The 26,617-nt window shown below is 66.2% G+C and carries 22 protein-coding genes and 2 pseudogenes; 13 read left to right on the top strand and 11 right to left on the bottom strand.

All coding sequences use genetic code 11. The features are described from left to right. Positions 1–100: 100 nt before the first annotated feature. From OG386_RS45765 to OG386_RS45755, 3 genes are all read left to right on the top strand, one after another. Positions 101–6,580: a DddA-like double-stranded DNA deaminase toxin gene (locus tag OG386_RS45765; protein ID WP_328786289.1), complete on the top strand. Its 6,480-nt coding sequence runs from the start codon at positions 101–103 to the stop codon at positions 6,578–6,580. Continuing rightward, entirely contained in the window at positions 6,577–7,077 is a 501-nt protein-coding gene (locus OG386_RS45760; RefSeq protein ID WP_328786290.1) for an Imm1 family immunity protein, read from the top strand. Before OG386_RS45765 ends, OG386_RS45760 begins: the two co-directional genes overlap by 4 nt. A 483-nt stretch (positions 7,078–7,560) precedes the next feature. Further along, positions 7,561–8,369 (top strand): IS5 family transposase gene (locus OG386_RS45755; RefSeq protein ID WP_328786291.1). Its coding sequence is split into 2 segments (ribosomal slippage): positions 7,561–7,878 and positions 7,881–8,369, totalling 807 coding nucleotides; the frame shifts between segments, so codons are not numbered across the junction. Between the two features lie 5 nt (positions 8,370–8,374). On the opposite strand, the gene OG386_RS45750 is transcribed toward OG386_RS45755, so the two are convergent. Next, the gene (locus tag OG386_RS45750; RefSeq protein ID WP_328786292.1) at positions 8,375–8,623 is read right to left on the bottom strand and encodes an STAS domain-containing protein; all 249 of its coding nucleotides are present in this window, start codon (positions 8,621–8,623) and stop codon (positions 8,375–8,377) included. Positions 8,624–8,832: 209 nt separating this feature from the next. On the opposite strand from OG386_RS45750, the gene OG386_RS45745 reads away from it, so the two are divergent. Further along, positions 8,833–9,471, top strand: a complete 639-nt coding sequence (locus tag OG386_RS45745; protein WP_229876972.1) for an ATP-dependent Clp protease proteolytic subunit — start codon at positions 8,833–8,835, stop codon at positions 9,469–9,471. Position 9,472: 1 nt separating this feature from the next. Beyond that, the gene (locus OG386_RS45740) at positions 9,473–10,075 is read left to right on the top strand and encodes a ClpP family protease (protein WP_189748386.1); all 603 of its coding nucleotides are present in this window, start codon (positions 9,473–9,475) and stop codon (positions 10,073–10,075) included. A gap of 85 nt (positions 10,076–10,160) precedes the next feature. Here the strand turns inward: OG386_RS45740 and OG386_RS45735 are convergent, their stop codons facing one another. The 4 genes and pseudogenes from OG386_RS45735 to OG386_RS45720 all read right to left on the bottom strand — a co-directional run bounded on the left by OG386_RS45735 (position 10,161) and on the right by OG386_RS45720 (position 12,994). Beyond that, complete coding sequence (locus OG386_RS45735) at positions 10,161–10,601, bottom strand: helix-turn-helix domain-containing protein (RefSeq protein WP_328786293.1); 441 nt, start codon at positions 10,599–10,601, stop codon at positions 10,161–10,163. 311 nt (positions 10,602–10,912) lie between these two features. Then, a pseudogene (locus OG386_RS45730) lies at positions 10,913–11,091 on the bottom strand (transposase); the annotation flags it as partial. Between the two features lie 126 nt (positions 11,092–11,217). After that, on the bottom strand, positions 11,218–12,102 hold the full coding sequence (locus tag OG386_RS45725) for a hypothetical protein (protein WP_328786294.1): 885 nt from the start codon (positions 12,100–12,102) through the stop codon (positions 11,218–11,220). A 148-nt stretch (positions 12,103–12,250) separates the two neighbouring features. Next, positions 12,251–12,994 (bottom strand): 2OG-Fe(II) oxygenase, encoded by a 744-nt coding sequence (locus OG386_RS45720; RefSeq protein WP_328786295.1) that lies wholly within the window; start codon positions 12,992–12,994, stop codon positions 12,251–12,253. 469 nt (positions 12,995–13,463) lie between these two features. Here OG386_RS45720 and OG386_RS45715 point away from each other — a divergent pair. The 4 genes and pseudogenes from OG386_RS45715 to OG386_RS45700 all read left to right on the top strand — a co-directional run. Then, a pseudogene (locus tag OG386_RS45715) lies at positions 13,464–14,144 on the top strand (transposase); the annotation flags it as partial. A 232-nt stretch (positions 14,145–14,376) separates the two neighbouring features. Next, positions 14,377–14,790: a hypothetical protein gene (locus tag OG386_RS45710; RefSeq protein ID WP_328793107.1), complete on the top strand. Its 414-nt coding sequence runs from the start codon at positions 14,377–14,379 to the stop codon at positions 14,788–14,790. Between the two features lie 62 nt (positions 14,791–14,852). Continuing rightward, positions 14,853–16,445: an ISL3 family transposase gene (locus OG386_RS45705; protein WP_328793106.1), complete on the top strand. Its 1,593-nt coding sequence runs from the start codon at positions 14,853–14,855 to the stop codon at positions 16,443–16,445. A gap of 70 nt (positions 16,446–16,515) precedes the next feature. Beyond that, complete coding sequence (locus tag OG386_RS45700) at positions 16,516–16,878, top strand: hypothetical protein (protein WP_328793105.1); 363 nt, start codon at positions 16,516–16,518, stop codon at positions 16,876–16,878. 220 nt (positions 16,879–17,098) lie between these two features. Here the strand turns inward: OG386_RS45700 and OG386_RS45695 are convergent, their stop codons facing one another. Next, positions 17,099–17,494, bottom strand: a complete 396-nt coding sequence (locus OG386_RS45695) for a hypothetical protein (protein ID WP_328786297.1) — start codon at positions 17,492–17,494, stop codon at positions 17,099–17,101. Between OG386_RS45695 and OG386_RS45690 the strand changes: the two genes are divergently transcribed. After that, positions 17,445–19,313, top strand: coding sequence for an ISL3 family transposase (locus OG386_RS45690; protein ID WP_328793104.1), 1,869 nt, complete (start codon positions 17,445–17,447; stop codon positions 19,311–19,313). The genes OG386_RS45695 and OG386_RS45690 overlap by 50 nt on opposite strands. Before the next feature lie 62 nt (positions 19,314–19,375). Here the strand turns inward: OG386_RS45690 and OG386_RS45685 are convergent, their stop codons facing one another. Next, positions 19,376–19,963: an SMI1/KNR4 family protein gene (locus OG386_RS45685; protein ID WP_328786299.1), complete on the bottom strand. Its 588-nt coding sequence runs from the start codon at positions 19,961–19,963 to the stop codon at positions 19,376–19,378. A gap of 106 nt (positions 19,964–20,069) precedes the next feature. Here OG386_RS45685 and OG386_RS45680 point away from each other — a divergent pair. Together OG386_RS45680 and OG386_RS45675 are read left to right on the top strand one after the other, a co-directional pair. Then, positions 20,070–20,878 (top strand): IS5 family transposase gene (locus tag OG386_RS45680; protein WP_328793103.1). Its coding sequence is split into 2 segments (ribosomal slippage): positions 20,070–20,387 and positions 20,390–20,878, totalling 807 coding nucleotides; the frame shifts between segments, so codons are not numbered across the junction. 217 nt (positions 20,879–21,095) lie between these two features. Continuing rightward, positions 21,096–21,779, top strand: a complete 684-nt coding sequence (locus OG386_RS45675) for a hypothetical protein (RefSeq protein ID WP_328793102.1) — start codon at positions 21,096–21,098, stop codon at positions 21,777–21,779. 32 nt (positions 21,780–21,811) lie between these two features. Here OG386_RS45675 and istB read toward each other — a convergent pair whose 3' ends face one another. The 3 genes from istB to OG386_RS45660 form a co-directional block, all read right to left on the bottom strand. After that, positions 21,812–22,585, bottom strand: coding sequence for an IS21-like element helper ATPase IstB (gene istB, locus OG386_RS45670; protein ID WP_328793101.1), 774 nt, complete (start codon positions 22,583–22,585; stop codon positions 21,812–21,814). Further along, positions 22,582–23,994, bottom strand: a complete 1,413-nt coding sequence (gene istA / locus OG386_RS45665) for an IS21 family transposase (RefSeq protein ID WP_443053291.1) — start codon at positions 23,992–23,994, stop codon at positions 22,582–22,584. Before istA ends, istB begins: the two co-directional genes overlap by 4 nt. Before the next feature lie 69 nt (positions 23,995–24,063). Continuing rightward, entirely contained in the window at positions 24,064–24,666 is a 603-nt protein-coding gene (locus OG386_RS45660) for a helix-turn-helix domain-containing protein (protein WP_328793099.1), read from the bottom strand. 180 nt (positions 24,667–24,846) lie between these two features. On the opposite strand from OG386_RS45660, the gene OG386_RS45655 reads away from it, so the two are divergent. Continuing rightward, the gene (locus tag OG386_RS45655) at positions 24,847–25,377 is read left to right on the top strand and encodes a hypothetical protein (RefSeq protein WP_328793098.1); all 531 of its coding nucleotides are present in this window, start codon (positions 24,847–24,849) and stop codon (positions 25,375–25,377) included. 67 nt (positions 25,378–25,444) lie between these two features. Here OG386_RS45655 and OG386_RS45650 read toward each other — a convergent pair whose 3' ends face one another. Beyond that, positions 25,445–26,566 (bottom strand): IS630 family transposase, encoded by a 1,122-nt coding sequence (locus OG386_RS45650; protein ID WP_328793097.1) that lies wholly within the window; start codon positions 26,564–26,566, stop codon positions 25,445–25,447. Positions 26,567–26,617 lie beyond the last annotated feature (51 nt).

Below are 26,617 nucleotides of genomic sequence, written 5' to 3'. Positions count from 1 at the left end.
GCTCTCAGGCTCAACCACTTCCAATGCCTCGGAGAAGACCGGTGCAGCCAAACGGACGTGGAAGGGCGCTCCGCTTGTAGAACTGCCCAAACCGGGGGAGGTGGAAGTCTCCCTGCCCGTCAAGGGCGGGAACACTCCGCCCGCGTCACCCGGATTCAAGGTCTCGCCGTTCCTTGCGCCGCCTGCGCCGCAGGTTTCCGCCGGAAAGCTGCCGGTCAAGGTACAGGCCGTACCGAAGGCGACCGACCCCGCGCCGGCCACCGTCTCGGCCAAGGTCGAGGTCAAGAACGAAGCTACGGCCAAGTCCCTCGGCATCGACGGCGTCGTCATGGCCGTCAAGCCCGCTGACGAGGCTTCCGCCTCCGTTCCCCTTGCCGTCGAGCTGGACTACCGAAAGTTCCGCAACGCTCGCGGCGGCGACTGGGGTTCGCGTCTCCAGTTGGTCGAGCTCCCCGCATGTGCCCTGACCTCCCCGAAGAAGCCGGAGTGCCAGAAGCGCACCCCGATTGCATCGACGAACAACTCGGTCAGCGGTACGGTCACGGCCACGCTGACCTCAGCCTCAGGCATGCGGTCTCGCTCGGCCGCCTCTGCACCGACGGTACTCGCAACGACGTCCAGCGCGAGCGGCAGCAACGGCAGCTTCACCGCGACCTCGCTGAGCCCGACTGGCTCCTGGGAGGCGGGAGGCAACTCCGGTAGCTTCTCGTGGTCGTACCCGATGGAGATCCCTTCATCACTCGGCGGTCCGGCGCCCACCCTTGGCCTCGGCTACTCATCGGACGCAGTCGACGGCCGCACCTCCGCCTCATCGGGGCAGTCCTCTTGGGCCGGTGACGGCTGGGACATTGCCGGGGGCTCGAACTTCATCGAGCGCACCTTCGTGCCCTGCATCAACGACAAGAAGGCCGGCTCCGGGTTCAACAACCCCAAGCAGGCGACCGGAGACCTGTGTCACGGTCCTCCGACCATGACAATGTCCCTCAACGGGGCCTCGACCCAGCTGGTCCTTGCGGACGCGGACGCCAGCAGGAAGACGTGGCGGCCCGCCCAGGACGACGGCTCCCGCGTAGAGCTGCTGGACGGCGCTGTCAACGGTGACACCGGTGGTCAGCACTGGCGCGTCACCACGGTCCAGGGCATCCAGTACTACTTCGGCCTCAACCGGGTACCGGGCTGGACCTCGGGCAAGGAGGAGACCAACTCCGCCTTCACCGTGCCCGCCTACGGCAACCACCCCGGCGAGGAGTGCTACAAGGCCTCCTACAGCGACTCGGTCTGTGACCAGGCCTGGCGCTGGAACCTCGACTACGTCGTGGACCCGCGCGGGAACGCGATGACGTACTGGTATGGCAAGGAGCGCAACCACTATGGCTCCAACGTCCAGGACGACGGCAAGTCCACCGCTCGCGGATACGACCGTGGCGGCTGGCTCAAGCACATCGACTACGGTCTGCGGTCCGACAACCTGTTCACGCCCGCCCCGGCGCGCATCGACTTCGCCGTCGACGAACGCTGTATTGCCACCAAGACCTTCGACTGCGCCCCGGGCAAGCTCGTCGACGGTGCCCCGTGGGACGTCGCCAAGAACTGGCCCGACGTTCCCGCCGACCAGATCTGCGACAGCGGCAAGGTCTGCAAGGACCGCTACACCCCCACCTTCTTCACCCGCAAGCTCCTCAAGGACGTCACCACCAGCGTTCTGAAGAACGGCAAGCACGACCCGGTGGACACCTGGGCCCTCACCCAGGACTTCCGCCCCACCGGCGACGGCGGGGTCGCGCTCGAGTACCCGATGTGGCTGGCGCAGATCCAGCACATCGGCAAGAACGGCGACAGCGACGACGTACCCATGCCCCCTGTCGTCTTCGAAGGCATCCAGCTGGAGAACCGGGTCGACAACAACGACGACGGCAGCCCTCCGTTCCTGCGCTGGCGCGTCGAGAAGATCCGCACCGAGACCGGCGCGGTCATCGCGGCCAAGTACGCGCCGACCGAATGCAGCGCCAAGGAGCCGAAGAAGCTCCCCTCATCCCACGAGAACAACGGGCTGCGCTGCTACCCAGTGATCAAGGAGATCCCCGACCCGGCAGATCCCAAGGGCGAGAAGAAGCTCTACGTCACCGACTGGTTCCACAAGCACCGCATCGACCAAGTCCGCGAGGAACAGCCCAACGCGATCTCGCCGACCAAGGAAACCAACTACGAGTACATCGGCGCCCCTGCCTGGGCGTACGACGATGACAGTGAGCAGTTGCCGGAGAAGTCCCGTACCTGGTCGCAGTGGCGCGGTTACGAACGCGTCCGCACCGTTGTAGGCTCAGCCCCCGATCAGCGCTCCCAGGTCGAAGCAGTCTTCTTCCGTGGCTTGGACGGCGACAAGGCCCCTTCCCAGCCTGGCGGCAAGCGTTCCGTCAAGGTCAAGGACTCCGAGGGCGGCGAGATCGCCGACAACAAGCTCTTCGCCGGCCAGACACGGGAGACGCTCTACTACCACGGCGTGGACGGCGCTCTCGAGTCTGCCTCCGTCAACACCCCCGTGGCCCGCGGCCCCACAGCAACACGAAAGCGCGCCGACGGCGCGGCACCACTGGAATCGTGGATCATCGGGACCGATAGGGTCTCCTCACGCTCGGTCCTGTCCGACAACCGCGGACAGCGCCGGACCGCCGTGGAGCACGCCTACGACGACCGCGGCCGCATCACCAAGACGACCGACCGCGGCGACCTGTCCAAGACCACGGACGACACCTGCACGCTCTACGAATACAAAGACGACGCCACCAAGTGGATGTTCGACTTCCAGAGCCGGGTCGAAACACTCAGCAAGGCCTGTGACGCAACCGGCATAACCAGGCCCGCAGACGTCATATCCGACACGCGCGTCGAGTACGACAGCATCGGCAACGTCGTCAAGGGCGAGTCCCTCGCCTCCTACGACGGGGCCACGCCCAAGTACACGCTCACCGGCACCAGCACCCACGATGCCTACGGCCGCCAGACCTCCACCACGGACGTCTACGGCAAGACCACCCGGACCGAATTCACCCCCGCCTCCGGTGGCATCGTCACCCAGGTCGTCACGACCAACTCGCTCAACCACACCTCCACCAACGAACTCGACCCCGGCCGCGGACTACCCCTGGCCAAGGAGGACGCCAACAAGAAGCGCAGCACCTTTCAGTACGACGCTCTCGGCCGACTGGTGAAGGCCTGGTCCGCCGAGCGCAACCCGGCCACCCAGATCCCGAACGCGGAATTCTCCTACGACATCCGCCCCGGATCAGCCGACGCCCCCGTCGTCATCACCAACAAGTACCTGATGGAGAGCGGTACCTACCGCACCCGGTACGACCTCTACGACGGCTCCCTGCGACTGCGCCAGACCCAGCAGCGCGCGCTGGACAAGGGACGTGTCATCACCGACACGTTCTACGACAGCCGCGGCCAGGTCCGCATGCAGAACGGCGGCTACTACAACGACCAGGACCCCTCGAACCAGATCTGGCTACCGGTCGAAAGCAAAATCCCTTCATCCACCGCCACCACGTACGACGGCATGGGCCGCCCCGTGGCGACCATCGCCCGCAAGAACGGACAGGAAACCTGGCGCACCACCACCACCTACGGTGGTGACTGGGTCGCCGTCGACCCGCCGAAGGGCGACACCCCCACCAAGGCATTCCTGGACGCCCAGGGCCGCAAGACCGAACTCCACCAGTACGCCGGCGACGGCCCCACCGGCACAGTCGCCAACGCCATCAAGTACGCCTACACCTCCAAGGGGCAGCTGGACAAGGTAACCGACCAGGCCGGCAACGTCTGGTCCTACAAGTACGACCTGCGCGGCCGACCGTACGAGGTCAGTGACCCCGACAAGGGAGTCACCACCACCACGTACGACATCGGCGACCGGCCTCAGACCGTCACCGACGCCCGCGGCAAGACCGTCGCCTTCGCCTACGATGCGCTCGGCCGTGGCATCGCCACGCATGAGGGATCCCTCCAGGGACGCAAGCTCACCGAGCAGACTTACGACACACTGCCTGGCGCTTTGGGCCTCCCCGTCTCATCGGCACGCTACGACGAACAGGGCAACGCCTACGTCCAGGCCGTCACCGGCTACGACACCGGCTACCGTCCTCTCGGCAGCAAGGTCGTCATCCCTGCCAACGAAGGCAAACTCGCCGGCACATACAACTACAGCAACACCTACACCAAGACCCTCGGCATGCCCTCCTCGGTGCTGCACCCCGCCACGAGCGGGCTGCCTGCCGACCGGGTCAGCATCACGTACAACGGGCTTGACCAGGCCTACATGGCCGCCATCAACGGGCGCGCCTTCCTCACCAGCTCCGAGTTCAGCCCGCTGGGCGATCTCACCCGCACGCATGTGGGTGAGGCGAACAAGCAGATCGTCTCGACCTTCGAGTTCGACGAGCAGACGCGGCGGCCGACCCGCTCCTACATCACTCAGCAGTCGGGAACGACTGGATATCGCCAGATCAGTGACGTCACGACGAAGTACGACGACACCGGCAATGTCCTGAAGATCACCGACAAGCAGGACGGAACGCCGGCAGCAGCTGACACACAGTGTTTCGCCTACGACCATTTGCGCCGGATGACCGGCGCATGGACCGCAACGGACGACTGCACCAGCCAGCCGGGCAGCAACGGTCCGGGATCCGCTCCCAAGGTCGGAGGCCCGGAAGCCTATTGGCACTCCTACACCTTCGACGCCGTCGGCAACCGCACGTCGGAGACCAAACACGACCCGAGCGGCAACACGTCCAAGGACGTCACCCGCTCCCACACCTACTCGACCGCAGCCGGAACGAAGAACCAGCTGCTCAAGGTCGACACAAAGGGACCCGAGGGCACCCGAACCGAGAGCTACGCCTACGACGCCGCAGGCAACACCACCCGCCGCGACCTCTCCCACGGCGCACAACAGCTTGACTGGGATCTCGAAGGCCGCCTCAAGAAGGTGACCGCGGGTGAGGGAACCTCGGCGAAGGACACCGAGTACCTCTACGACGCTCAAGGCAACCGGCTCATCCGCCGCGACCCCACCAGCACCACCCTCTACCTGCCCGGCACCGAACTTCAGATCACCAAGGCCACAGAAGCAGTCAAGGCCACCCGCTATTACTCCGGCCCCAACGGCGCGGCCATGGTCCGCACCGTCGAAGCCGGCAAGACAACCAACTCCTACCTACTCGGTGACCACAACGGCACCGCCACCACCGCGGTCGACGCAGCAACCCAGACCGTCACCCGACGCAAATTCACCCCGTTCGGCGAGGCGCGCGGAGCAAGCCCCTCCTCATGGCCAGGCGAGAAGGGATTCGTTGGCGGCACCCTTGACGAATCAACCGGACTGACACATCTCGGGGCCCGAGAGTACGACCCGGCCATCGGCCGGTTCATCTCAGTCGACCCCGAGATGAACATGGCCGAGTCACAGGCCATGAACCCATATGGGTACGCCAACAACAGCCCGATCACCTTCAGCGACCCCACCGGACGCTCCTGGCTCGGCAACATCGGTGCAGTGCTGGGTGGTGTGCTCGGCACGGTCCTGAGTGCAGTGGACCTCGCCCTTTCGAGCTATCACAAGTACAAGAACCAGCTTCGCGGCGGCAGCGCGCCAGCCCCGGCCAAACCCGTATCGACTGTCTCGACGGCAGACGTAGAACGCGCCAAGCAACTCAAGGCGCAAAGCAAGGCCGACATCGCCCTATCCATCGCCAAGGAAGTATTCAAGGGCGTCACAGGCTACGACGACATCGTCGCCTGCATCGGCGGCGACCTGGGCACCTGCGGCATGCTCGCCCTCGAGCAAGCCTTCGGCATCTTCGGCAAGGCCAAGCGCTTCGCCAAAGCCATGGCCCGCGCCGTCAAAATGTTCAGCAAGTGGGCCGACGACATCGGCTGGGCCACCCGAACCCTCACACGCGCAGACGACGAAGCCAAAGCACTCGCCAAATACAACGACGACCTCTCCTCGTGGCAACGCCGCGCAGACGCAGACGCAGCGGCAGCCAGAAAAGCAGACGAGGTAGAAGCCCCAGCGTCCGGAAAGTCCGACTCCGGAGGTAGCGGAGGTAGCGGGGATGGTGCGGGTGCTACTGGCAGTGGAAGCGGGAAGCCCGAATTTGTCGAAAAGGCACACAGTGAGCTCGCCGACAAACGCCCCACCACCGGCCGCATATTCGATTCCTCCGGAAACGCTCTAGGTGGGGCTGACGGTGTGCACGAAATAACCAGCGGCACGTCGAAGCTTTCCAAGCAAACCACCGCATACTTGCACCAGGCGGCAAGGGAGAGGCGAGGAGTCAAACCGATTCACCCGAAGTTCCGCTACCCTCAGGACACTCACGTAGAATCTCAGTACGCCACCTACATGCGCGACAACGGAATCACGAGCGCGGATGTTGTGATTAACCACACAAAGATGTGCGATGATTCGCTGAATTGCTTCACCGGGGTACCAGCCATTCTCCCTCGGGGTTCGGTGATGCGAGTTTGGGTCGCCGGGCGAGAAAGTCCGATCATTCGAAGAGGTACAGCTTGATTCTCAACGTTCAGTCCGGAAATACCTACCGTCACGCCAAGACTCTGCCGGAAATGCTGCGCCTGATCGATTCGGTCGTGAGTGAGCAGCGCGTCTCTATTCCAGGTATTGGTGCTGGCGACAATGATCTTTTCTCGTTCTCTGAGAGGCCGCACACGATTGATGCCACCGACTGGTGGCCGGACAACAGCCTGCACGTTTCCGTAAACCTGGAAACGGGATACGGTGGACTCGTCTGGTACGTCAGTCCCGACCGGGCCGACCAAAGCCACGATGAAGTAGACGAGCACATTTGGGTTTCCAGCAACCCATCGCCGCCGGGTTTTGACCCCATGGTCCTGTCTGATCCAGGGAGCCCCCTGTGCCATGCGCCAGAAAGCACCCTACCGTTGGCGCAGATCCGGGCGGCAGTGGAGGAATTCTGCCGCACGGGAACCGGAGATCGACCCCGCTGCATTTCATGGGTTAAGGGTGAAATCAATGGCGAGATTCTTTAGCGGATCCCGTCTAACATGATCAGATGCACCCGTAAATAGGTAAACCGCAGCCCCCACGACACATGCGTGGGGGCTGCGGTGCTACGCAGCGCGATTCAGCGGACCGTCCATGCTTGCTGGGGGAGAATGCGCTGCGGGTCATCCAGTACATGCTCCGCGAAGAGCACAGGACGGGTTACCAGGTGATCGCCGAAGCGTTGAACGTTCGCGACAAGACCGAGACTCCACGGGCTCGGAACGCCAATCCCCAAGTAGCCGAACTCGTCCTCATCTTCCGGGAACCGAGTCTTCGCTCTATCAATAATCCAGCACTCCACCTCGGAAGGCACCTGTCCCGTCAATGCCACGCCTTCTGCGAGAACCTGCGGCCCAATCAGGGTTCCCGTGCACCACCGGCCTGCCTACCAAGAGCTCGTAACACGATCTTGATGAGATGTTCTGGTCAGCCGTGACCGGTGTGACGATTCGGCCGTTCGTGGTGGTGTGAGTACTCGGCCGTGGATCGTGGACGACGACTTGTGGGCACTGATCGAGCCGCTGCTGCCGCCTTGGCCGACGAGGTCGCCAGGGCCGCGGCCGGTAGCCGACCGATTGTGTCTGCAGGGCATCCTGTACGTCCTCTGCAATGACATCGCCTGGCAACTCCTGCCGCCTGAGCTGGGGTTCGGCTCGGGCCAGACCTGCTGGCGGCGCCTGGAGAGGTGGCAGCAGGCCGGAGTCTTCGACCAGCTGCACCGGATCCTGCTTGCCGAGCTGAACGCGTCCGGCCGGCTCGACTGGTCGAGGGCGTGCGTGGACGGCTCTCACATCCGGGCGAAAAAGGGGGAGCCGACACCGGTCCGTCGCCGGTCGACCGGCGGAAAACAGGCAGCAAACACCACTTGATCTGCGACGGCCGTGGCACCCCGCTCAAAGTCATCACAACCGCGGCGAACGTCAACGACGTCACCCAGACCCTCGCCCTGGTCGACGGCATCCCGCCAGTGGCGGGCCGCCCCGGCCGGCCCCGCAGGCGCCCGGACGCCCTGCTTGGCGACAAGGGCTACGACTCCAACCCCAACCGGGAAGAGCTGCGCAAACGCCGGATCCTGCCCGTCATCTCCCGCAAAGGAGCCCCGAACATCAAGGGCATGGGCAAGCTCCGCTACGTCGTCGAGCAGACCTTCGCTCTACTCCACCAGTTCAAACGACTCGCCGTCCGATGGGAACGCCGCACTGAACTCCACGACACCTTCGTCTCCCTTGCCTGCAGCCTCATCTGCTGGCGACGCCTCAACAAGCCCGACTCATGATCGTGTTACGAGCTCCAAGGCAGCCCGTCCGGGAATCCCTTCGAGGAGTCGCCGGGTGGCGGGTCGTGGTCCACGGGGAAGAGGGGCAGGGCGCCGGTCATCTCCAGGAGGCGCTGGAGCTGGTGGTTGGGGGCTGCCAGGCGGACGACGGTTCCGGCCTCCTGCGCCGTGAGCCGCGCGGCGAGGAGTGCGTTGAGCGCGGAGGAGTCGCAGAAGGAGACGCGGCTGCAGTCGACCGTCTGCTCACCAGACACAGCTGATCACTCCCTCTTCGGTGGAAACGCCTGATGTGCAGCAGACCGTTCGACTCCAGCGTGGATAAGGAGCTGATCAGGTTCGACCACCAGTGCCGTGACCTCGTGTCCGCCCATGGCGGATCTGCCAGGGGCAGAGGAACGGCGTTCGGGGGGTTCCCGAGGTCAAGAGTGGAGTCGACGGCATCCCGCCTCGACAAGGAGAAGAGATGACTCCCCTCACCATGCTCGCGCCCCGCGCGGAGGAGGGCGACACACCGCCCGGCCACTTCGACGACCACCTCGCGGCAAGGCTGCTCGACCAGCGGATCGTCCTCCTGGGCACCCAGGTCGACGAGGTGTCGGCCAACCGGGTGTGCGCACAGCTACTGCTGCTGTCGGCGCAGGACCCGCGCTCCGACATCGGCCTGTACGTCAACAGCCCCGGCGGATCGGTCACCGCAGGTCTCGCCATCTACGACACGATGCGGCTCATCCCGAACGACGTCTCGACGCTGGCGATGGGCTTCGCCGCCAGCATGGGCCAGTTCCTGCTCACCGTGGGGACGCCCGGCAAGCGGTTCGCGCTGCCGAACGCGCGGATCATGATGCACCAGCCCTCGGCGGGCATCGGCGGTACCGCCGCGGACATCGAGATCCAGGCGGAGAACCTCCAGTTCACCAAGAAGGCCATCGAGCGGATCACCGCCCAGCACACCGGGCAGAGCGTGGAGACGATCGCGCGGGACGGCGACCGGGACCGCTGGTTCACGGCCGAACAGGCCAGGGAGTACGGGATGGTGGACCGGGTGGTGGAGTCGCTCGCCGACATCCGCCCGGCCACGCCGCGCCGACGGACGGGGCTGTGACATGGGGTCGTACACGGTTCCCTACGTGATCGAGCGGACCGCGCAGGGCGAGCGGTCCTACGACGTCTTCAGCCGGCTGCTGAACGAGCGGATCATCTTTCTCGGCACCGAGATCGACGACGGGGTCGCCAACGTGGTCATCGCGCAGCTCCTGCACCTGGAGTCGGCGAGCCCGGAGCAGGAGATCTCGATCTATCTCAACTCGCCCGGCGGATCGTTCACTTCGCTGATGGCGATCTACGACACGATGACGTTCGTGCAGGCTCCGATCTCCACCTTCTGCGTCGGTCAAGCGTCGTCGACGGCGGCGGTGCTGCTGGCGGGCGGAGATCCCGGGCGGCGGTTCGTGCTCCGGCACGCGCGGGTGCTGCTCGGTCAGCCGGCCAGCGGCGGCCGGCAGGGGACGGTCTCCGACCTCAGCCTCGCGGCCAAGGAGATGGTCCGTATCCGCTCGCAGGTGGAGGAGGTTCTGTCCCGGCACACGCACCACGACGTGGCGACGCTGCGCGCGGACATGGACCGGGAGAAGGTGTTCACCGCCGAGGAGGCCGTGGCCTACGGGCTCGCCGACGAGGTGCTGAGCCGACGGTTCGCGTTCGTCTGAGCCCGCGCGGTCGTGGCCGAGGGCCTGCGAGGCGGCCCGTACGGCGGGGGCGCGCCCCGTCGTACCGGCCGTCGGCCCGGTCCGGTCAGGCGGCGAGGCAGAAGCCGTCGTACCGCGCCGTGGGCGACGTGGGTGACGTGCGGGCCCGGACCACCCGGCTCCGGGCGTGCCGGGCCAGCTCGTCACCGGCGAGCAGGAGCAGGTCTGCGAGGCCGAGCCCGAGGGCCTGGGCGGCGGCCGCGAGCACCTCGGAGGATGCCTCCTTGCGTCCGCGCTCCACCTCCGACAGGTACGGCATCGAGATCCGGGCCGCCTCCGAGACGTCCTTCAGCGTGCGCTCCTGGGCGAGCCGCTCGCGCCGCAGCACGTCGCCGACGAGGTCACGCCACAGCGGCTCCCTCGGCGCGCGTGGCTGTGGACCCCCCATGGGGCGCCGCGGGGCGCCGGCCGCCCCGCCGGAACCGGGCGACGGGGCCTGCGGGCGCAGGGAGATGACGCGGGACTCGTTCGGCGCATGAGTGCTCACCCCCTCACCCTAGGGATCCGGGGCGCGGGGGGAAGGGAGTGGCCTTCTGCCCTGGGTGAAGCCGCGCCAGTGCCTGGGGCGACTCGGGTTCGGCGCTAGAGCGTGTCCGCAACGCCGGAAGGAACCAGAGAGCCGACCGGGCGTACGGCTCCCTCCCGGGCATGGTGCCGGTCAGTCCTTCTGTCGCGGACAGCACGGTCAGGGCGGCCAGAACGGTGGAACGATGCGCCGGGGGTTTGAGGCCGACTCGGCATCGAGGTCACAGCCCTCGGGCGCGGCACACGCGAGGCCCAGTCGGTTTCGGGGCGTGCGCGTTCGTAGCGGCGGTGGAGTCGGCGGTAGCCGGCGAGCCAGGCCATGGTCGTTCTATGGTCCAGCGGTGGCGTCCGAGCCGCTTCGAGGACTCGATTCCCCTGCGGGCGATGCGGTGGCGGATGCCGCGCTGGCGCAACCTCGCGGGCGCACCTTGTGGTGCTGCCGTACATCCTCGCCCGGGCCGCGACCGGCAGTCAGGCCGGAGGCGGACCGGGCCGCGGCCGGTACTCGGCAGCACCACAAGGTGCAGGGTGACTGCCGATGGCTCGCCACGGTGGTCATGGACGGAGCGCGGGCCCGGTCAGAACACGTCGGTGGTCCACAGGACGTGCATATCCCATGCGATGTCCAGGGATTCCTTCGCTCCCTGATACCACGCACGTTGCGCGGTGTCGTCCGGCACGGTGTGAAGGGCCGCGAGCACATCGGCCGGCATCCATGCTCCACCCCAGTGGCCCAGCCAGGTCCCCGGCGTCTCGGCGGATTCTGGGGTTCGCGGTATGGAGTAGCCCTCGCTCCGGAGAATCTCCAGAGCGGTATCCCGTTGATTCCTCATCAGATGCTTTGGGGAGAAGATCCCGTAGGCATCTAGACTGATTCTGTTCCCGTTCAGGTAGGCCTCCCATGCCGCCTCCGCCGTGGGCTGATCGCGCCAGTCGACCACGGGGATCTCCACGGAGGGCCGCGCCGCCCAGGGGCCGCCGGTACTCGCGCGCACCTCCTGCGGTGTGGATCCCACCACGACGAATGCGAGCTCGTGGCGCGGGACAGGGAGCTCGATGCTCTGTCCCGTCCCGCTGTCCCAGCTGGTCGTCATTCCCGCCGCGATCCGGACGATGTACTCGCCATCGTCAAGCCCCTCATGCGCGTCGAACAGAGCGCCCTCGCGTATCTCGTCCGGCACGCCGTCACAGTTGAAGAACCTCTGGATCGGAGGGCCCCCCGTCGCGGAAACGATCTCGAAGTCGTAGTTGCCCGGGCTGCCCAGGTCGCGGCCGAGTGCGTAGGACGAAACCCGACAGGCAATACCGTCCTTCACCACGTACGTCTTCCGGGCCAGACCGCAGGTGATGAACTTGCGACCCTCAGACGTAGGAACTCTCACCTCCAAGCGCGTCTGCATCAGGTGCAGGCCGTCCTGAGACACCGTCTCCACCCAGTCGGTGCGGATCTTCCCGTTGGTCATGCTGCTCTCCCTGCCGTTCGGTGCGAGTGGATTCGATGCCCGGCCGCGGGCAGGGCCCGATGCCGCCCGGCCCGGAGGTGGGCGATCACGGCGTGCCGGACGTCGGTCTCCGGGGTGAGGGACAACGCGACGGTGGCCTTGCCGCTGCTCAAGGCACATCTACGGGCTCGTAGAGCACGTCGGTTCTGAGTATTGTTTTCGTACCCTCAAGAAGCGGGGCCGAGTCGTGAAGTGTCCGATGCCAGAAGAGGAGCGCATCGCCCGGTTCGGGGCGGTGGGCACTCAATATTTCCTCAGGCTTCGCGAGCCGCGGCCAGTCAGAGAAGTCACGTTGCGCAAAGGGAAGATCGTTCTGCTTATCGGCGATGAACCGCGTTTCTCCGCCCACGGCCTCATACGACAGGTAGATGACGACCGTCAGGAGAGTGCGCCTTCCGTCGGGGGCGAAATAGGGCGAATCGTAGTGCGGGACAATGAATCCGCCGTGTTCGTACGTGATGAAGCGCATACGCGGATTGACGGCCGTCGGCCTCCAGGGCCTTCCGTCCGAATCCGTCGGATCGCCCGATCCCACTTCAAGCGATAGAAGCGTCCGCAGCCTGCGGTAGAATTCAGCCGCCAGGAATGTGGATTCGGCCGTGGCGCGGAGATGAGCGACCGGATCTCCCTTTGCATAGTTGGCGGCAATGCCGTCTCGGCCGACCGGGGCAAAGCGCTGGGCGGCCAGTTCGGTCGCGAATGCCTCCACTTCGGCCGGAGTGAGGAAATGGCGAATCACCTTGGCGTTGGCCTTTGGGATCTCCGACTCGATCGGGGTCCATGAGTCATCGGCAGATATTCGGCTCAGCGCTTCTTCGGAGAGCTCAAAGGGATTTACCGGCATTTCGAACATGATCACTTCTCCGTGCTGAGGCCGCCGTCGATCCCAACGTGGTCGTGGGCCCCACCGCCCGGAACGGCCGCGGGCAGCATTGAGGTGGACGGCGGGACCGCGGGCCACGTACTTGTGCGCTTCGAGTCCGTGGAGGGACTCGAAGCCCCTGGAGTCAATGCCTGCAGGGAGGGGGCCACTGGGCGATTATCGTCATGATGACGATATTAGGCCGGGGTGAGCCCACAAAGCAAGCAGGACGACCCAACGCGGCGGAAAGGGCCGGGAGACGGGGCGGGGACCGGCTCAGGGGACTACCGAGGCGAGGTAGTCCCACGCGGCGCTGGGCCGCTCCGTACCGGAGCGGCTGACGCCTTCGAGGGCGTCGACCTTGCCGGGCACCGACCAGGTACGAGTTCCCTCAGCGGGCGCCCTTCGCGCGCTAAAGGTTGTCCCGTAACCGCCCCCTCGCTTCCGCGTTGGTCACGGCATGGGTGGGGTGATCTCGGCGAGCGATCCGATGTGGATCGAGCCGTTCTCGGGGTTGAGTGAGGCGCAGTTCCGCAAGCTGGTCGCGCTGGTCCGCCGTCGTGGCGGTGACGTCCAGCGTGGCCGGCCGTGGCGGCTCTGCTTGGAGGATCGGGTGCTGCTGGTGGCCACGTACTGGCGAACCAACCTGACGTTGCGGCAGGTCGCGCCGCTGTTCGGGATCTCGAAGTCGGCTGCGGACCGGGTGCTGGACCACCTTGCACCGCTGCTGGCGATCTCGCCTGCGCGTCGGCCGCGGCAGGACACCGTGCTGATCGTGGATGGCACCCTGGTGCCCACCCGGGACAGGACGATCGCTGCTTCCAGCAAGAACTACCGGTATTCGACCAACCAGCAGGTGGTGATCGACGCCAACAGCCGGTTGGCGGTCGCTGTCGGCCTGCCCCTGCCTGGCAACCGCAACGACTGCCGGGCCTTCACCGAGTCGGGCGTCGACCGGGCCTGCCGGGACGCGCCGGTCCTAGCGGACGGCGGCTACCAGGGAACCGGCGCCCTGATTCCGCACCGGCGCCGTCGCGGGCAGGACCACCTCACGCCCGAGCAGGAAGCCGACAACGCCGTCCACCGCAGGGCTCGGGCCCGGGTCGAGCACGTCTTCTCACGGATGAAGAACTGGAAGGTCCGCCTGATTCGCTCTGGAACCTGACTTTCTGACCGTCCACCGCGGCCGACGAGGCCCCAGATGGCCGTGCCGCGATGCTGGTCGGCTTGGTTGCTCACAGGCCCTCGGGACTGGTAGGCCCGCATGTTCCGGTGTCGCGTATTCGGGGTAGATGCCCACGGCTCATGACGCTGGGTGAGCAGTCGGGCCGGTTGATTGAGGTCTGGCATGATCGCGCGGTGATGATGCGAGGGTGGTGGCCGCAGAGGCCGTTGAGGCACATGTCCGGGCGTTCTTCGAGGGGCATTCTGTAGAGGTCGTTGTCCGCGACCTTGGGTCGGACCGGCGCGAGATCGTGTCCGACCTGCGGGTTCTCGTTGTGGGCCCTGGTCCGCGTAGCGACAGTTGGGCCTATGTGACCGCCGGATGCTGGGCCGCCATGGAGAAGGACGGTCACGGGCTTGAGTTCGTCTTGACGGCTCACGTCCGCGACCAGCGGTTCATCGACCTCATGGCCATGATCGCCTATTACCTGGCTTTGTTCATGAGAACGGGGTTCTGGCACAGATCTTGGGGAGTCGTCGCGGAGCGTTACCCCGCTGTTCGATTGCGAGGAGACGCTTCGCGTGAGACCGCGTACGCCTTGGCATCCGTCGATCGGAATTGACGCTCCCTCAGGTGCTTGCCTGCCGCTGCTGCGCTCGGTTGTGGGCGGTGATGGTGCTGGTCATGCAGACCGATGCACCGTTGTGGGACTCGCTGGTGTTCGACGGGATCGGCGATGTGGACGTCGAGGCGGTGACGGCCGCGTTCGGCACAGTCGAGGTGATGGCGAGAGGCCGCGCGGCCGGGGCGGCATGTCCGGACTGTGGTCGCTTCTCGGACCGAGTCCACGACCGGTACCAACGCAGGCTGAAAGACCTTCCGCTCGCTGAACAGGGCTTCGTGATCCTGCTGACGGTCCGGCGCTTCATCTGCGGAGCGGCGGACTGCCCGCGCCGGACGTTCGCCGAGCCGTTCTCACGGCTGGCCGTCCCTCACGCACGGTTCACAACGCGGCTCAACCGCGCCCTGGAGCGGGTGGGGCTCGCGCTGGCCGGGCGGGCCGGGGCCCGGCTGGCCGCCCAGTTGGGCTTCGGCGCGGGACGGATGACCTTGTTACGCAGGGTCATGGCATTGCCCGATCCACAGTTCAGCACGCCGCGTGTGCTGGGCGTGGACGACTTCGCGATCCGTCGCGGCCAGACCTACTCCACCGTCTTGACCAGCGTCGAAGACCATCGCGTGGTCGATGTGCTCCCGACCCGCGAAGCCGGGCCACTGGCCGCCTGGCTGATCCAGCACCCAGGCGTGGAGATCATCTGCCGGGACCGAGCTGGCGCATACGCCGAGGGCGCCCGCCGCGGCGCCCCCGACGCTCTGCAGGTCGCCGACCGGTTCCATCTGTGGCAGGGCCTCGGCCGAGCCGTTGAGACCTGCGTCGCCGCCCACCGCGACTGCCTGCGCAGCCCGTCGCCCACCGGCACACTGCCAGGCGCGACCCGTCCCGACCCCGCTCGGCCGCAGGACGACTCGGCACCTGTCGGCCGGCGGGCCGAACGGAAGAAGGCAGCACACGCCCTGGTCCACGAGCTCCTCGCTCAAGGCCACTCACGCCGGGCGATTGCTCGGCACCTGGGCTGGGGTCTCAACACCGTGCTCCGGTACGCGAACGCCGCACGCTGGCAGGACACCTTTCGCGAGAGCCGGCCCCGGTCCAGCAGGCTGGACCCCTACAAGCCCTACCTGGAGCGGCGATTCGCCGAGGGATGCACCAGCGTCACCGGACTGCACGGCGAACTCATTGCCGCCAACGCGCCCGTCACCTACCAGATGGTCCGCGCCCACATCGCGACCCTCCGCAGGACTCCGGCCGACGCGGCACCGCGGCCGCCGTCGGTGCGGCAGGTGACCGGCTGGCTCACTCGCCACCCCACCGCCCTGACCGAAGATGACCGCGCCGGACTGAAGGGCATCCTTGCCCGCTGCCCTGAACTTGACACGGCCTCCAGGCATGTCCGCGAGTTCGGCGAGATCCTCACCGGACGCCTCGGCGCCACACTCCCCACCTGGATCGATGCCGTCGACGCCAGCCAGCTACCCGGCCTCACCGGCTTCGCACTCCATCTGCTCCGAGACCTCGACGCAGTGACAGCCGGTCTCACTCTCAACTGGAGCTCCGGCAGTATCGAGGGAGCCGTCAACCGCATCAAGAAGATCAAGCGGCAGCTCTATGGCCGCGCCGGATTCGAACTTCTCCGAAAGATGATCCTGCTCCAGTAGCACGACGAGACGCTCCCCAAGAGCTGCGCGAGAACCGAGAAGTACTGCGCAGGTCGGATACCTTGCAGACATGACCAGAGCGTTGCCTACCGACGTTGCTCACGTACTGGACACCGCTTTGAGCATGGTGGTGGACCCAGGTCTCGCGCTGCATCGGCAGATGCGGCATCTCCGACTGGAGAAGTGCTGTGCGTGCGGCTGCGGTTCGACGTACTTCAGTCTCGATGCGGACGGTGTTTCACCTGCACCCGCGCTTACGGGCACGCAGGTGGTGGTCGACATGGAACTGTTCGGCGCGGACGGAGAGACCGCCGGCGAGGTTCTGGTGTTCGCCGAGGACGGGTATCTGGCGTGGCTTGAGGTCTGCTCTTGGAGCGAAGACACCTTCACACTGATCGACGCACACCGGATCCTGTGCCCATGCGACCGATGAGTGCCGGATGAGCGACCAAAGGGGCACTGAAACAGGGGGCCCTGGGCTCGCGCCCCTCCCCCTGTAATCGAACGGCACCGTCGCTCTCCGCGACCGCTCCCCAAGATCTGTGCCAGAACCGAGAACGGACAGCAGATGTTCACGACTTCGGAAGGCACCAGAGCCTACTCGGAATTCGAACGCTGTCTGAGTTGCGACCCGAGAGGCCGCCTGGACGCGCTCAGTGATCGCTTGCGTGTGGGGGCACGGCACGTGGCAGTGGCTGACGCCAGTCGCCCAGCCTTGTCAGGAGGACCTGGCGGGCGAGAGATCGTATGTCGTCCCACGCTGGATCCGTGGTCAGAGCGTTGTCCCAGAGGCCGACGCGGCAGGTGGCATCGATCTTGCCGAGGCGACGTTCGATGGCCCGAAAATTACGCAGATCCTCGGGCTCGAAGGCTCCGCGCCCCGTGAGTTCTTCGGAGACACGGCAGAGCAACTCCACCTCTTCGACGACGTCCTTCGTCTCCAGTTCACGCTCACCCAGCCAGGCAAGCTGATCTTGGGCCTCGGCTGCCAGGAGAGCCATGAAGTACAGCGTCCAGGTGCGCAGGTGCGCCTCGCCGAGATGGTTCATGGGTCCAGGATCGCATCCAGCCGCCGCAACCGTGTTCGATGGTGTGGAGGGGCGGCATCGGCCGGCGCGACGCCTGCGGAGGTTGAGGCGCGAGCACTGCTGCCGCGATCGAACAGGGCCGGACCACAGTGCCTTCCGAAGTCGGGTTCTGGCTCACATTCCGGGCTCTGTCGCTAATTTGGGGGTAGTTGGGCAACTATCCGGTGTGATGGGTGGGGTTCAGGTCGGGGATCTTCTTCTGCCGGGTGTCGCAGTGGAGATCGACCAGCTGGTTCTGACGGATGTGGAGGTCCGGGTCGCCGTGCGATCAAGGGCCGTGTCGGCGGCCTGTCCCGGATGCGGGCGGAGATCTTCGAGAGTGCACTGCTACTACCAGCGGACTCTGGCGGATCGTCCGGTCGCCGGCCGGCGTGTGCGGATCGAGCTACGGGCGCGTCGACTCGTCTGCGGGAACGAGCAGTGTGACCGCCGGACGTTCGCCGAACAGATACCGGGCCTGACGCATCGCCATGCACGCCGCACCGACGCACTCACCGCCCAGCTCACCGACGTGGCCCTGTTCCTGGGCGGCCGGCCAGGCGCTCGCCTGTTCCAGCGCATGACCATCGACACCTGCAAGGACACTCTGCTCCGGCTGATCCGTAAGCTGCCGCTCCCCTCGTCGGGATCGGTGCCGCATCTCGGCGTCGACGACTTCGCCGTTCGCAGGGGACGGACCTACGCGACGATCCTCATCGACATGGCAACCCACCGCCCGATCGACGTCCTGGCCGACCGGGCCGCAGCGACTTTCGCGTCCTGGCTGCAAAACCATCCTGAGGTCCGGATCGTCTGCCGTGACCGTGCAGGCTCCTACCGAGACGGGGCCCAGGTCGGTGCCCCGCAGGCCATGCAGGTAGCCGATGCCTGGCACCTCCTGAACAACCTGGCGCAAGCAGTCGAACGGGTCATCGGACGGCATCGCGCTGACCTGCGACAGCCTCTCACCTCACACGATGACCGGACCGACGACGGCCCGGCCTCCGAGGGCCGCGACCGCGAAGAGCTGGACCTCAACGGGCGGCCACGACCTCTGGTCGCCCGCACCCGCGAACGCCACCAACAGATCCACGAACGCATCCAACGTGGCGACAGCCTTCGCGCCATCGCACGCGACCTGCGGCTCAGCCGCGGCACAGTCAACCGCTTCGCGCACGCCGCAGAAGTCGATGAGCTTCTCCTCGCGGCCATTCATCGACCCGCGCTGATCGATGATTACCGCCTCTACCTGCACCATCGCTGGATGGAAGGCTGCACCAACGCCTCCGCGCTCACCCGGGAAATCCAGCGGCTGGGCTACCGCGGCAACGTCAACACCGTCCGCCGGCACCTGAAGCCCTACCGCCACGGCGCGATCCCACTCACCGCCCCCTTGCCACACCTGACCGTCCGCAGGGTCACCGACTGGATCATGCGCCGACCCGAGCGCCTCAACGATGTTGAGCGAAAGGGTCTCGACGAGCTGTGCGAGCGGAACCCAGCGCTGGCGACGACCGTCGCTTACGCACGCCGCCTGGCACTCATGGTCCGCGACCGCCGCAGTGAACACCTCGCTCTCGACGTCTGGATGGCCGACGTCCGCCTCGATGGACAACGCGAACTCCGCACCCTGGCCAATGGCATGCGACGCGACCGCGCGGCCATCCAGGCCGCCCTCACCACGACCTACACTTCCGGAGCGGTCGAGGGCAACGTCACGCGGGTCAAGCTCCTGAAGAGACAGATGTACGGCCGCGCCAACTTCGATCTCCTACGACGCCGCATCCTGCTCTCACCATGATCAAGAGGCCGTTACCCCCAAATTAGCGACAGAGCCACATTCCGTGGAGTTGTTACGGACAGTCAGATCTTCGGGGCCATGCGATGGCGGTTGGGGTGGGCGCGGAGCCGGGGTGAGGTGAGTTCCAGGGCCCGGTTGTCGCGTCCGGCACTCATGTGGTTGAGCCAACGTTCGTACCAGTCGAGGAAGTCTGTGGCGGAGGAGACGTTGGGACCCCAATACCCGTCGCCGTTGCCGATGAGGACGCGGCCGGTGAGGGGACCGGTCACCGCGATGACGCATACGTCGGTGCAGCCCATTTCGATGATGTGGAGGAAGAAATCGCGCCCGTGGGTCTCAGATCCTGTGCCGCTGAAGCCGCGTGGTGCCCCTGGTTCTCCGCGCGGATTCATGACCAGCAGGGAACACCGCTCCAGCGGCATGAGGCCGTAGAACGGCGCCGCGCCTGAGCCTCCGAGGTGCATGAGGAACTGCCGATAGGTGTCGGGTAGGACGATGTTGTGCTCGGCCTCAAACCCAGCGACGCGTGCTTCCGCCAGCTTCGGACCGAGGCGAAACTCGTGTTGCTCTTCCCCGAAGGAATGGCTGCGCAACGGTTGGAACGGGATCGCGGCCAGCTTGCGACGCAGGCGGGATATGCGGGGATCCATGGTGCATCTTCTCTCGTCCCCGTCACCCTATGAGCTCGTAACACGATCTTGATGAGATGTTCTGGTCAGCCGTGACCGGTGTGACGATTCGGCCGTTCGTGGTGGTGTGAGTACTCGGCCGTGGATCGTGGACGACGACTTGTGGGCACTGATCGAGCCGCTGCTGCCGCCTTGGCCGACGAGGTCGCCAGGGCCGCGGCCGGTAGCCGACCGATTGTGTCTGCAGGGCATCCTGTACGTCCTCTGCAATGACATCGCCTGGCAACTCCTGCCGCCTGAGCTGTGGTTCGGCTCGGGCCAGACCTGCTGGCGGCGCCTGGAGCGGTGGCAGCAGGCCGGAGCCTTCGACCAGCTGCACCGGATCCTGCTCGCCGAGCTGAACGCGTCCGGCCGGCTCGACTGGTCGAGGGCGTGCGTGGACGGCTCTCACATCCGGGCGAAAAAGGGGGAGCCGACACCGGTCCGTCGCCGGTCGACCGGCGGAAAACAGGCAGCAAACACCACTTGATCTGCGACGGCCGTGGCACCCCGCTCAAAGTCATCACAACCGCGGCGAACGTCAACGACGTCACCCAGACCCTCGCCCTGGTCGACGGCATCCCGCCAGTGGCGGGCCGCCCCGGCCGGCCCCGCAGGCGCCCGGACGCCCTGCTTGGCGACAAGGGCTACGACTCCAACCCCAACCGGAAAGAGCTGCGCAAACGCCGGATCCTGCCCGTCATCTCCCGCAAAGGAGCCCCGAACATCAAGGGCATGGGCAAGCTCCGCTACGTCGTCGAGCAGACCTTCGCTCTACTCCACCAGTTCAAACGACTCGCCGTCCGATGGGAACGCCGCACTGAACTCCACGACACCTTCGTCTCCCTTGCCTGCAGCCTCATCTGCTGGCGACGCCTCAACAAGCCCGACTCATGATCGTGTTACGAGCTCGTAGGTGCGCCAATGAGTACGGAGATATCTGCACCAGTGTCAGCGAGTGGGGTCGGCGCGATGGGAGCCTGTCCGACGAGGGAAGAGCCCGGGGACCGCAGATGCTGGGAACTGGTCACGCCCTGACTCCACACGCTTGAATGCGCGGATGGTGAACTGGACGCAGGTGCATGACTCTCACGGGCCCGCCGAGAGGGTGTCCATGCTCATCGACCAGGTGGAGGGCGAAGAAGGCTCGGAGGCATGGGACGAACTCTGGGACCGGTTGTGCCTCCACGGCGAGACCGTGTTTCCCGCGAGCCTCGCGGCCCTGCCGCGCCTGGTGAAGCTCGCCCGCAAGAGCCCCCAGGCTCTGGACCTGGCCGGAGCAATCGTGCGTGGCACCAGGCAGGAGCACGATGGTGACGCGCGGCTCGCGGACTGCGCCGACACAGTCGCGGAACTGCGGACGCTACTGGACCGGAACCTGCAGTCGCAGCCGGCCGATTACCTCCGCATCTTCCGCGATCTCCTCGCCGCCGAGGGCCAGGGGCTCTGGAGTGCTGCCCTGGGGGACTTCACCGACGACTTCTATCACCTGCCCTGCCCGAACTGCACCATCGCAGTCACCGTCGCCGTGGGCGAGTACGGACGTTACTCGGCGGTCCGAGATTGGGACCTGGGTGACGTGGATCGACGTCCTCTGCGGCCCGCTCTCGCTACGGACCTCAGTGACACAGGGCGGTGGATATACGAGAAGGCGATCCGAGACGGACAGGATGATCTGGCTGACGGGATCACCTACCTCTTCGGCCAAGCGGAGTGCCCACGCTGTACCCGTGTTTTCACTGTGGCTGACGCATACGCAACCGCCAACCTGACGACATCGCGTCCGCAAGGTCAGTAGCTCAGGTGGAACGGGGCTGCCCGGGTACTTGGTCAGGCTGCGTCGTCTCGTTCGTCTTCGATTGCGGCGAGCCGGTTCTTGAGGCGGTAGCTTGGGCCGTTGATGGAGATGACTCCGCAGTGGTGGAGGAGGCGGTCGAGGATGGCGGTGGCCAGGACCTCGTCGCCGAACACCTGCCCCCATTCGCTGAAGGTCTTGTTCGAGGTCAGGATGATCGAGCCCTTTTCGTATCGCTTTGAGATGACCTGGAAGACCAGGTTCGCCTCGGCTCGCGCGAGGGGCTGGTATCCAACCTCGTCCAGAACGAGGACGGCCGGCCGCAGGTAGCTGCCGAGTTTGCTGGTCAGGCGTCCTGCGGACTCGGCGGCGGTGAGGTTGCGGACCATGTCGTCGAGGCTGGTGAAGTAGATCGAGTAGCCAGCCCGGCAGGCCGCAACCGCGAGAGCGACGGCGATGTGTGTCTTGCCCACCCCCGGCGGCCCGAGCAGGGCCGCGTTGGCCTTGGCCTCGACGAACGAGAGGGTGGCGAGGTCTTTGACCTTGCGGGGGTCGAGCTCGGGCTGGAACGAGAAATCGTAGTCATCGAGCGTTTTGTGGTGCGGCAGCTTCGACAATCGCAGGCTCTGGCGGAATCGGCGGTCGTCACGGACGGCGAGTTCTTCGGAGAGGACCAGGTCGATGAAGTCGAGGTAGCCCATCTTGGCCTCGTCGGCCCGTTGAGCGTACTGGGTCAGGGCCTCGGCCAGGTGGGTCAGGCCCAGCTTGCCGGCCGTGCTGCGGATGCGGGTGGAGACCAGCTCGCTCAAGACGATTCCTTCGTGCTCGGGTGGGTGGTGAAGGGGCGGGTGCCGGTCAGCTCGTCATAGACCGACAACGGCCGTCGGCCGACCTCGACCTCGGTGGCCGCGGCCCGGTTCAGCAAGGCCAACAGCGATCCCGTCTCCGACCCGCTGTCCGGCCGGCGGGGTGCGGGCAGGTCTCCGCCCGCCGTGACGCGGCGGCCGGCTCCGGTGGACAGACCATCCCAGTGCCGCTCGTCCACGACCAGGGCCCCGCGGCCAACTGCCCTCGGGTGGCTGGCCAGCAGGGTCTCTCCCCGGCGGTCGGGTGTGGTGGCATGCAGGGTGACCTGGGACTTCGTGGCCCTGATCTCGACCAGCTGCCGCGGGCAGATCCGTAGAGCCGGCACCGAGTAGAGGTTCGCTTCGAAGGCGACGAGGCAGTCCTTGCCGATGTAGCGGAGGTGCCGCTGGGCGACCACGTATGGAGTGGCCGGCAGTGGGCGGAGGGCCATGTGATCGCGGACCGCCCGCAGTCCGATGACCTCGCCATGGGTGCCGTGAACCTTGGCCCGCCGCAGCGGAACCCAGGCGGTGAAAGCGGCGTTCATCTCCTCGGTCGAGGAGAAGGCGCGTCCGGCCAGGACGTGGTCACGGACGATCAGGACCTGGCGCTCGACCCGGCCCTTTCCAGTGGGCCGGTAAGCCGCCAAGACGTCGGGGTCGAAGTCGTAGTGCCCAGCGAACGCAACTGCTTCCGGATGCAGAGGAACGGCCTCACCAGGGGCGACATGCCGGCGGACCACGGTCTTGGTCCGGTCGTAGACGATCGACATGGGGACACCGCCGAAATGGGCAAACGCCTGACGGTGGCAGTCGAAGAAGGTGGCCAGGTCCTGGCTGGTGGTGAAGCAGCAGAACGGATCCCGCGAGTACGACAGCGTCATGTGGAACGAGTAGACCTTCGGGATCCCGACATGGGCGAGGATCTTGCCCTCATCCCCCCAGTCCACCTGGGCCTGAGCTCCGGGCACCACCTCGAACCGGCGGTGCAGGCCGGCCAGCTCACCCGGGCTGATGCCCAGCTCCTCCGCGATCCGCGGCCTGGCCTCCTGCAAGTACATCTTCACGCGCTGGTAGTTGCCAGTGAATCCGTACTCCGCCACCAGACGCTCGTGGATCACCGCCCCCTTGAGCAGGATCTCGGCCCGTAGCATCGCATCGATCAGCGGCGCGACCTCGTCCACCACCCGCTGACGCGGCTGACCGTTCGCAGCCCTCTTCGGCGGCGCAACCGGAACTTCACCCGACAGATACTTGGCGACCGTGCGACGGTTCAGCCCGGTCTCCCTCGCGATCTCCCGCAGGCTCATCGCACCGGACTCGTACAGCCCGCGAAACCGCCTCAGCTCCAGCCACCGATGCGGGTCCAACACCACTGTCAGCCGCCCTCCGCCGATCCTCAACCGACGACAGCAGGCTCCCGGTCCCGGCCTTTCAACGCATCAAAAACGGTGCACTCTCATTCGTACGAGGTGGTGCACGTTCACTTGTACGCCGACAGTCGCCACGATCACGTCTTCGACCTGGTCAAGGAGAATCGAGGGCGGCCGGCCCGGACGGGGCTCATCGACCAGGCCTTCAAGGCGATGGGCGATGAAACGACTGCGCCAGCGGTCGACGGTCGAGGCATCCACACCGAGCTCGACCGCGGCCTGCCTGTTCGTCCCGCCCTCCGCGCAACGCAGCACGATCCTCGCCCGCAGTGCCAGAAACTGGGCGGTCTTCGCGCGCCGGGCCCATCGGACCAACTGGCCCCGTTCGTCCGCACTCAGAACCAGATCGGCCTTCGGCCGACCGATTCGGGCGGCATCCTCGAGTCCGGCCAACCCATCGGCGGCGAACTTCCCGCGCCACTTCCTCACCGTCGCTACGGTCACGCCGACCTCGACCGCCACCTGCGCGTTCGGCGCCCCGCCTGCACACGCCAGCACGATGCGCGCCCGCTCTGCGAACCGCGGCGCCACCGCCCCACTCACCCAGCGGGACAACTCGGCGCGTTCCTCATCCGACAGGCGGACTTCGACGGCACGAGGACCTGGCGACATGACAACAGGCTACAGACTTAACCCTGAGATTTCTGGCGCAGAACACTAGGTAGGGGAAGGGTTTGGTCGTGCTTGGCGGGAGGTGTCGCTACCGGTGCGGCTTGGCCGCCGGGAGCTCCCGACCCGCTCTTCCGAAAGCGCTATAGACTGCTCGGCTCCATCTGGCTGGAGGTCGTCCGAGTGCTTTCCGTACGGGTTCTTGTCGTTGTTCCGTTGGCTTTGGTTGGTTTCGCCCTCACCGGTTGTTCGGCCGTCTGGGGCTGTACCGACCGGATGGCGGAGCGCGCTGAAGCTGGGGCCTCGGTTCAGGTCGTGGACACGTCCGAGCGTCCTATCGGGGTTACGGCCAAGGTCGTTGAGTGGCGACTCGAGCCCCATCCGCAGACGCCCTACGAGGGGAATCTGGCGCACTTCCACTACCGTTTTGACGGCGTTGCCGAGGGGGCGATCGGGCCTGCGGTGCAGGCCTGCGCGGTCGACGAAAAGCGTGTGGCGTTGATGTGCAAGACGATCTATTCGTCCACTGCGTGGTCCAAGCCAGACGGAACCCGCACGGGTGACGACTGGCTTACCGTCGAGCACCCTGAGCGGGTTGGCGGAGTGCTTCTGATCCCCAACAATCAGTCCGAAGACGGGCGTTCGTGTGCGCAAGACGCGAAAGACGGTGGCGGGGTGCACCCTCCGAAGGCGTCGGTAGGGGACCAGCTCTAGTTGACCGAGGCCAGCGATACTGGGTCTCGATCTAGTGCTGACCGGGAAGGTTCGCCGGGTTGAGCGGTCAGGCCGTGGAGGGTAGGGGTCTGCCGCCCCAGCGGATGCCTCTTTCGCTGCGGATGCGGGCGCGTTCGCGTCGTTGGGCTGCGAGGACGTCGGGGTGGCGGGCGTTCTGGTTGCGCCAGCGCAGGTAGGCGTGCAGGGCCCGGGTCTGGACGGTGTGGTTGGGGTGGTTCGAGTTGGCCAGGGTGAACTGCCGTAGGGGTCCGAAGTGGGCTTCGATCGGGTTGGCCCAGGAGGCGTAGGTCGGGGTGAAGCACAACTCGACCTTGTTCCGGGCCGCCCACCTGCGGATTTTCCAGTTGAGGTGGGCGGAGAGGTTGTCGAGGATCACGTAGATCGGGGCGCCGTCCGGGCGGGCGGCCCGGATCGTTCTCAACGCGGTCCAGGTGTGGTCGATGCCCTTGCGGCGCCGGTTGATCCCCCACATCTGGTCGTCGCCGACCGAGTAGCAGCCGTGGAAGTAGGTGATTCCGTGGGTGCGCCGGTAGGTGGCCGGCAGGCGGTCGGGCCGGGTCTGCTCGGCCCAGCAGGAGCCGGCGGTGGGGCGGATTCCCAAAGGCCCGAACTCGTCGAACGCGAACGTGCGGTCCGGCCGCTCGTTGATCGCGTACTCGATCCGGGCGAGCTTCGCGTCGAAGGCCGCATCCGGGGACTCCTTCCAGGTCTTCGTGCGCTGGAAGGAGATCCCGCGGCGGGCCAGTAAGCACCGCAGTGCCTCCCGGCCGATCCGGACGGGCCGGGCAGTGTTCCTGCGCAGGTGAGCGGCGAGCTTTCGGATCGACCAGCGGGTGAAGGGCTTGCCCAGCACGGTTGGACGAGTAGTGGCCGTCTGGACGACGAAGTCCTCGTCGTCACGGTCGAGAAGGCGGGGACGGCCTCCCGCCCACCGAGGGTTCAGGCATGCGAGCCCGATCTCGTTGAACGTGTGGATCACATCGCGGACGGTGTCCTCGTCCGCCTGGACCAGGCGAGCTATGACCGGGACCGTGCTGCCGCAGGCCGAAGCCAGGAGCATCATCGCCCGCCGGAACCGCACCGAACTCGTGCTGCCCCGCCGGACGATGTGCTGGAGTTTCTGGCCCTCCTGCTCCGTCAGCCCGCGAACCCGGACCGGTTTCGCCATCCCGCCTCCCCACGCTGCTTGGAGAACTCATTTCCAACCAGCACCAGGAAC

The sequence above is a fragment of the Streptomyces sp. NBC_00273 genome (genome assembly GCF_036178145.1).
Taxonomy (GTDB): Bacteria; Actinomycetota; Actinomycetes; order Streptomycetales; family Streptomycetaceae; genus Streptomyces.
Note: the sequence above shows the minus strand (reverse complement) of the source record. Positions and strands in the feature narration are given on the sequence as shown.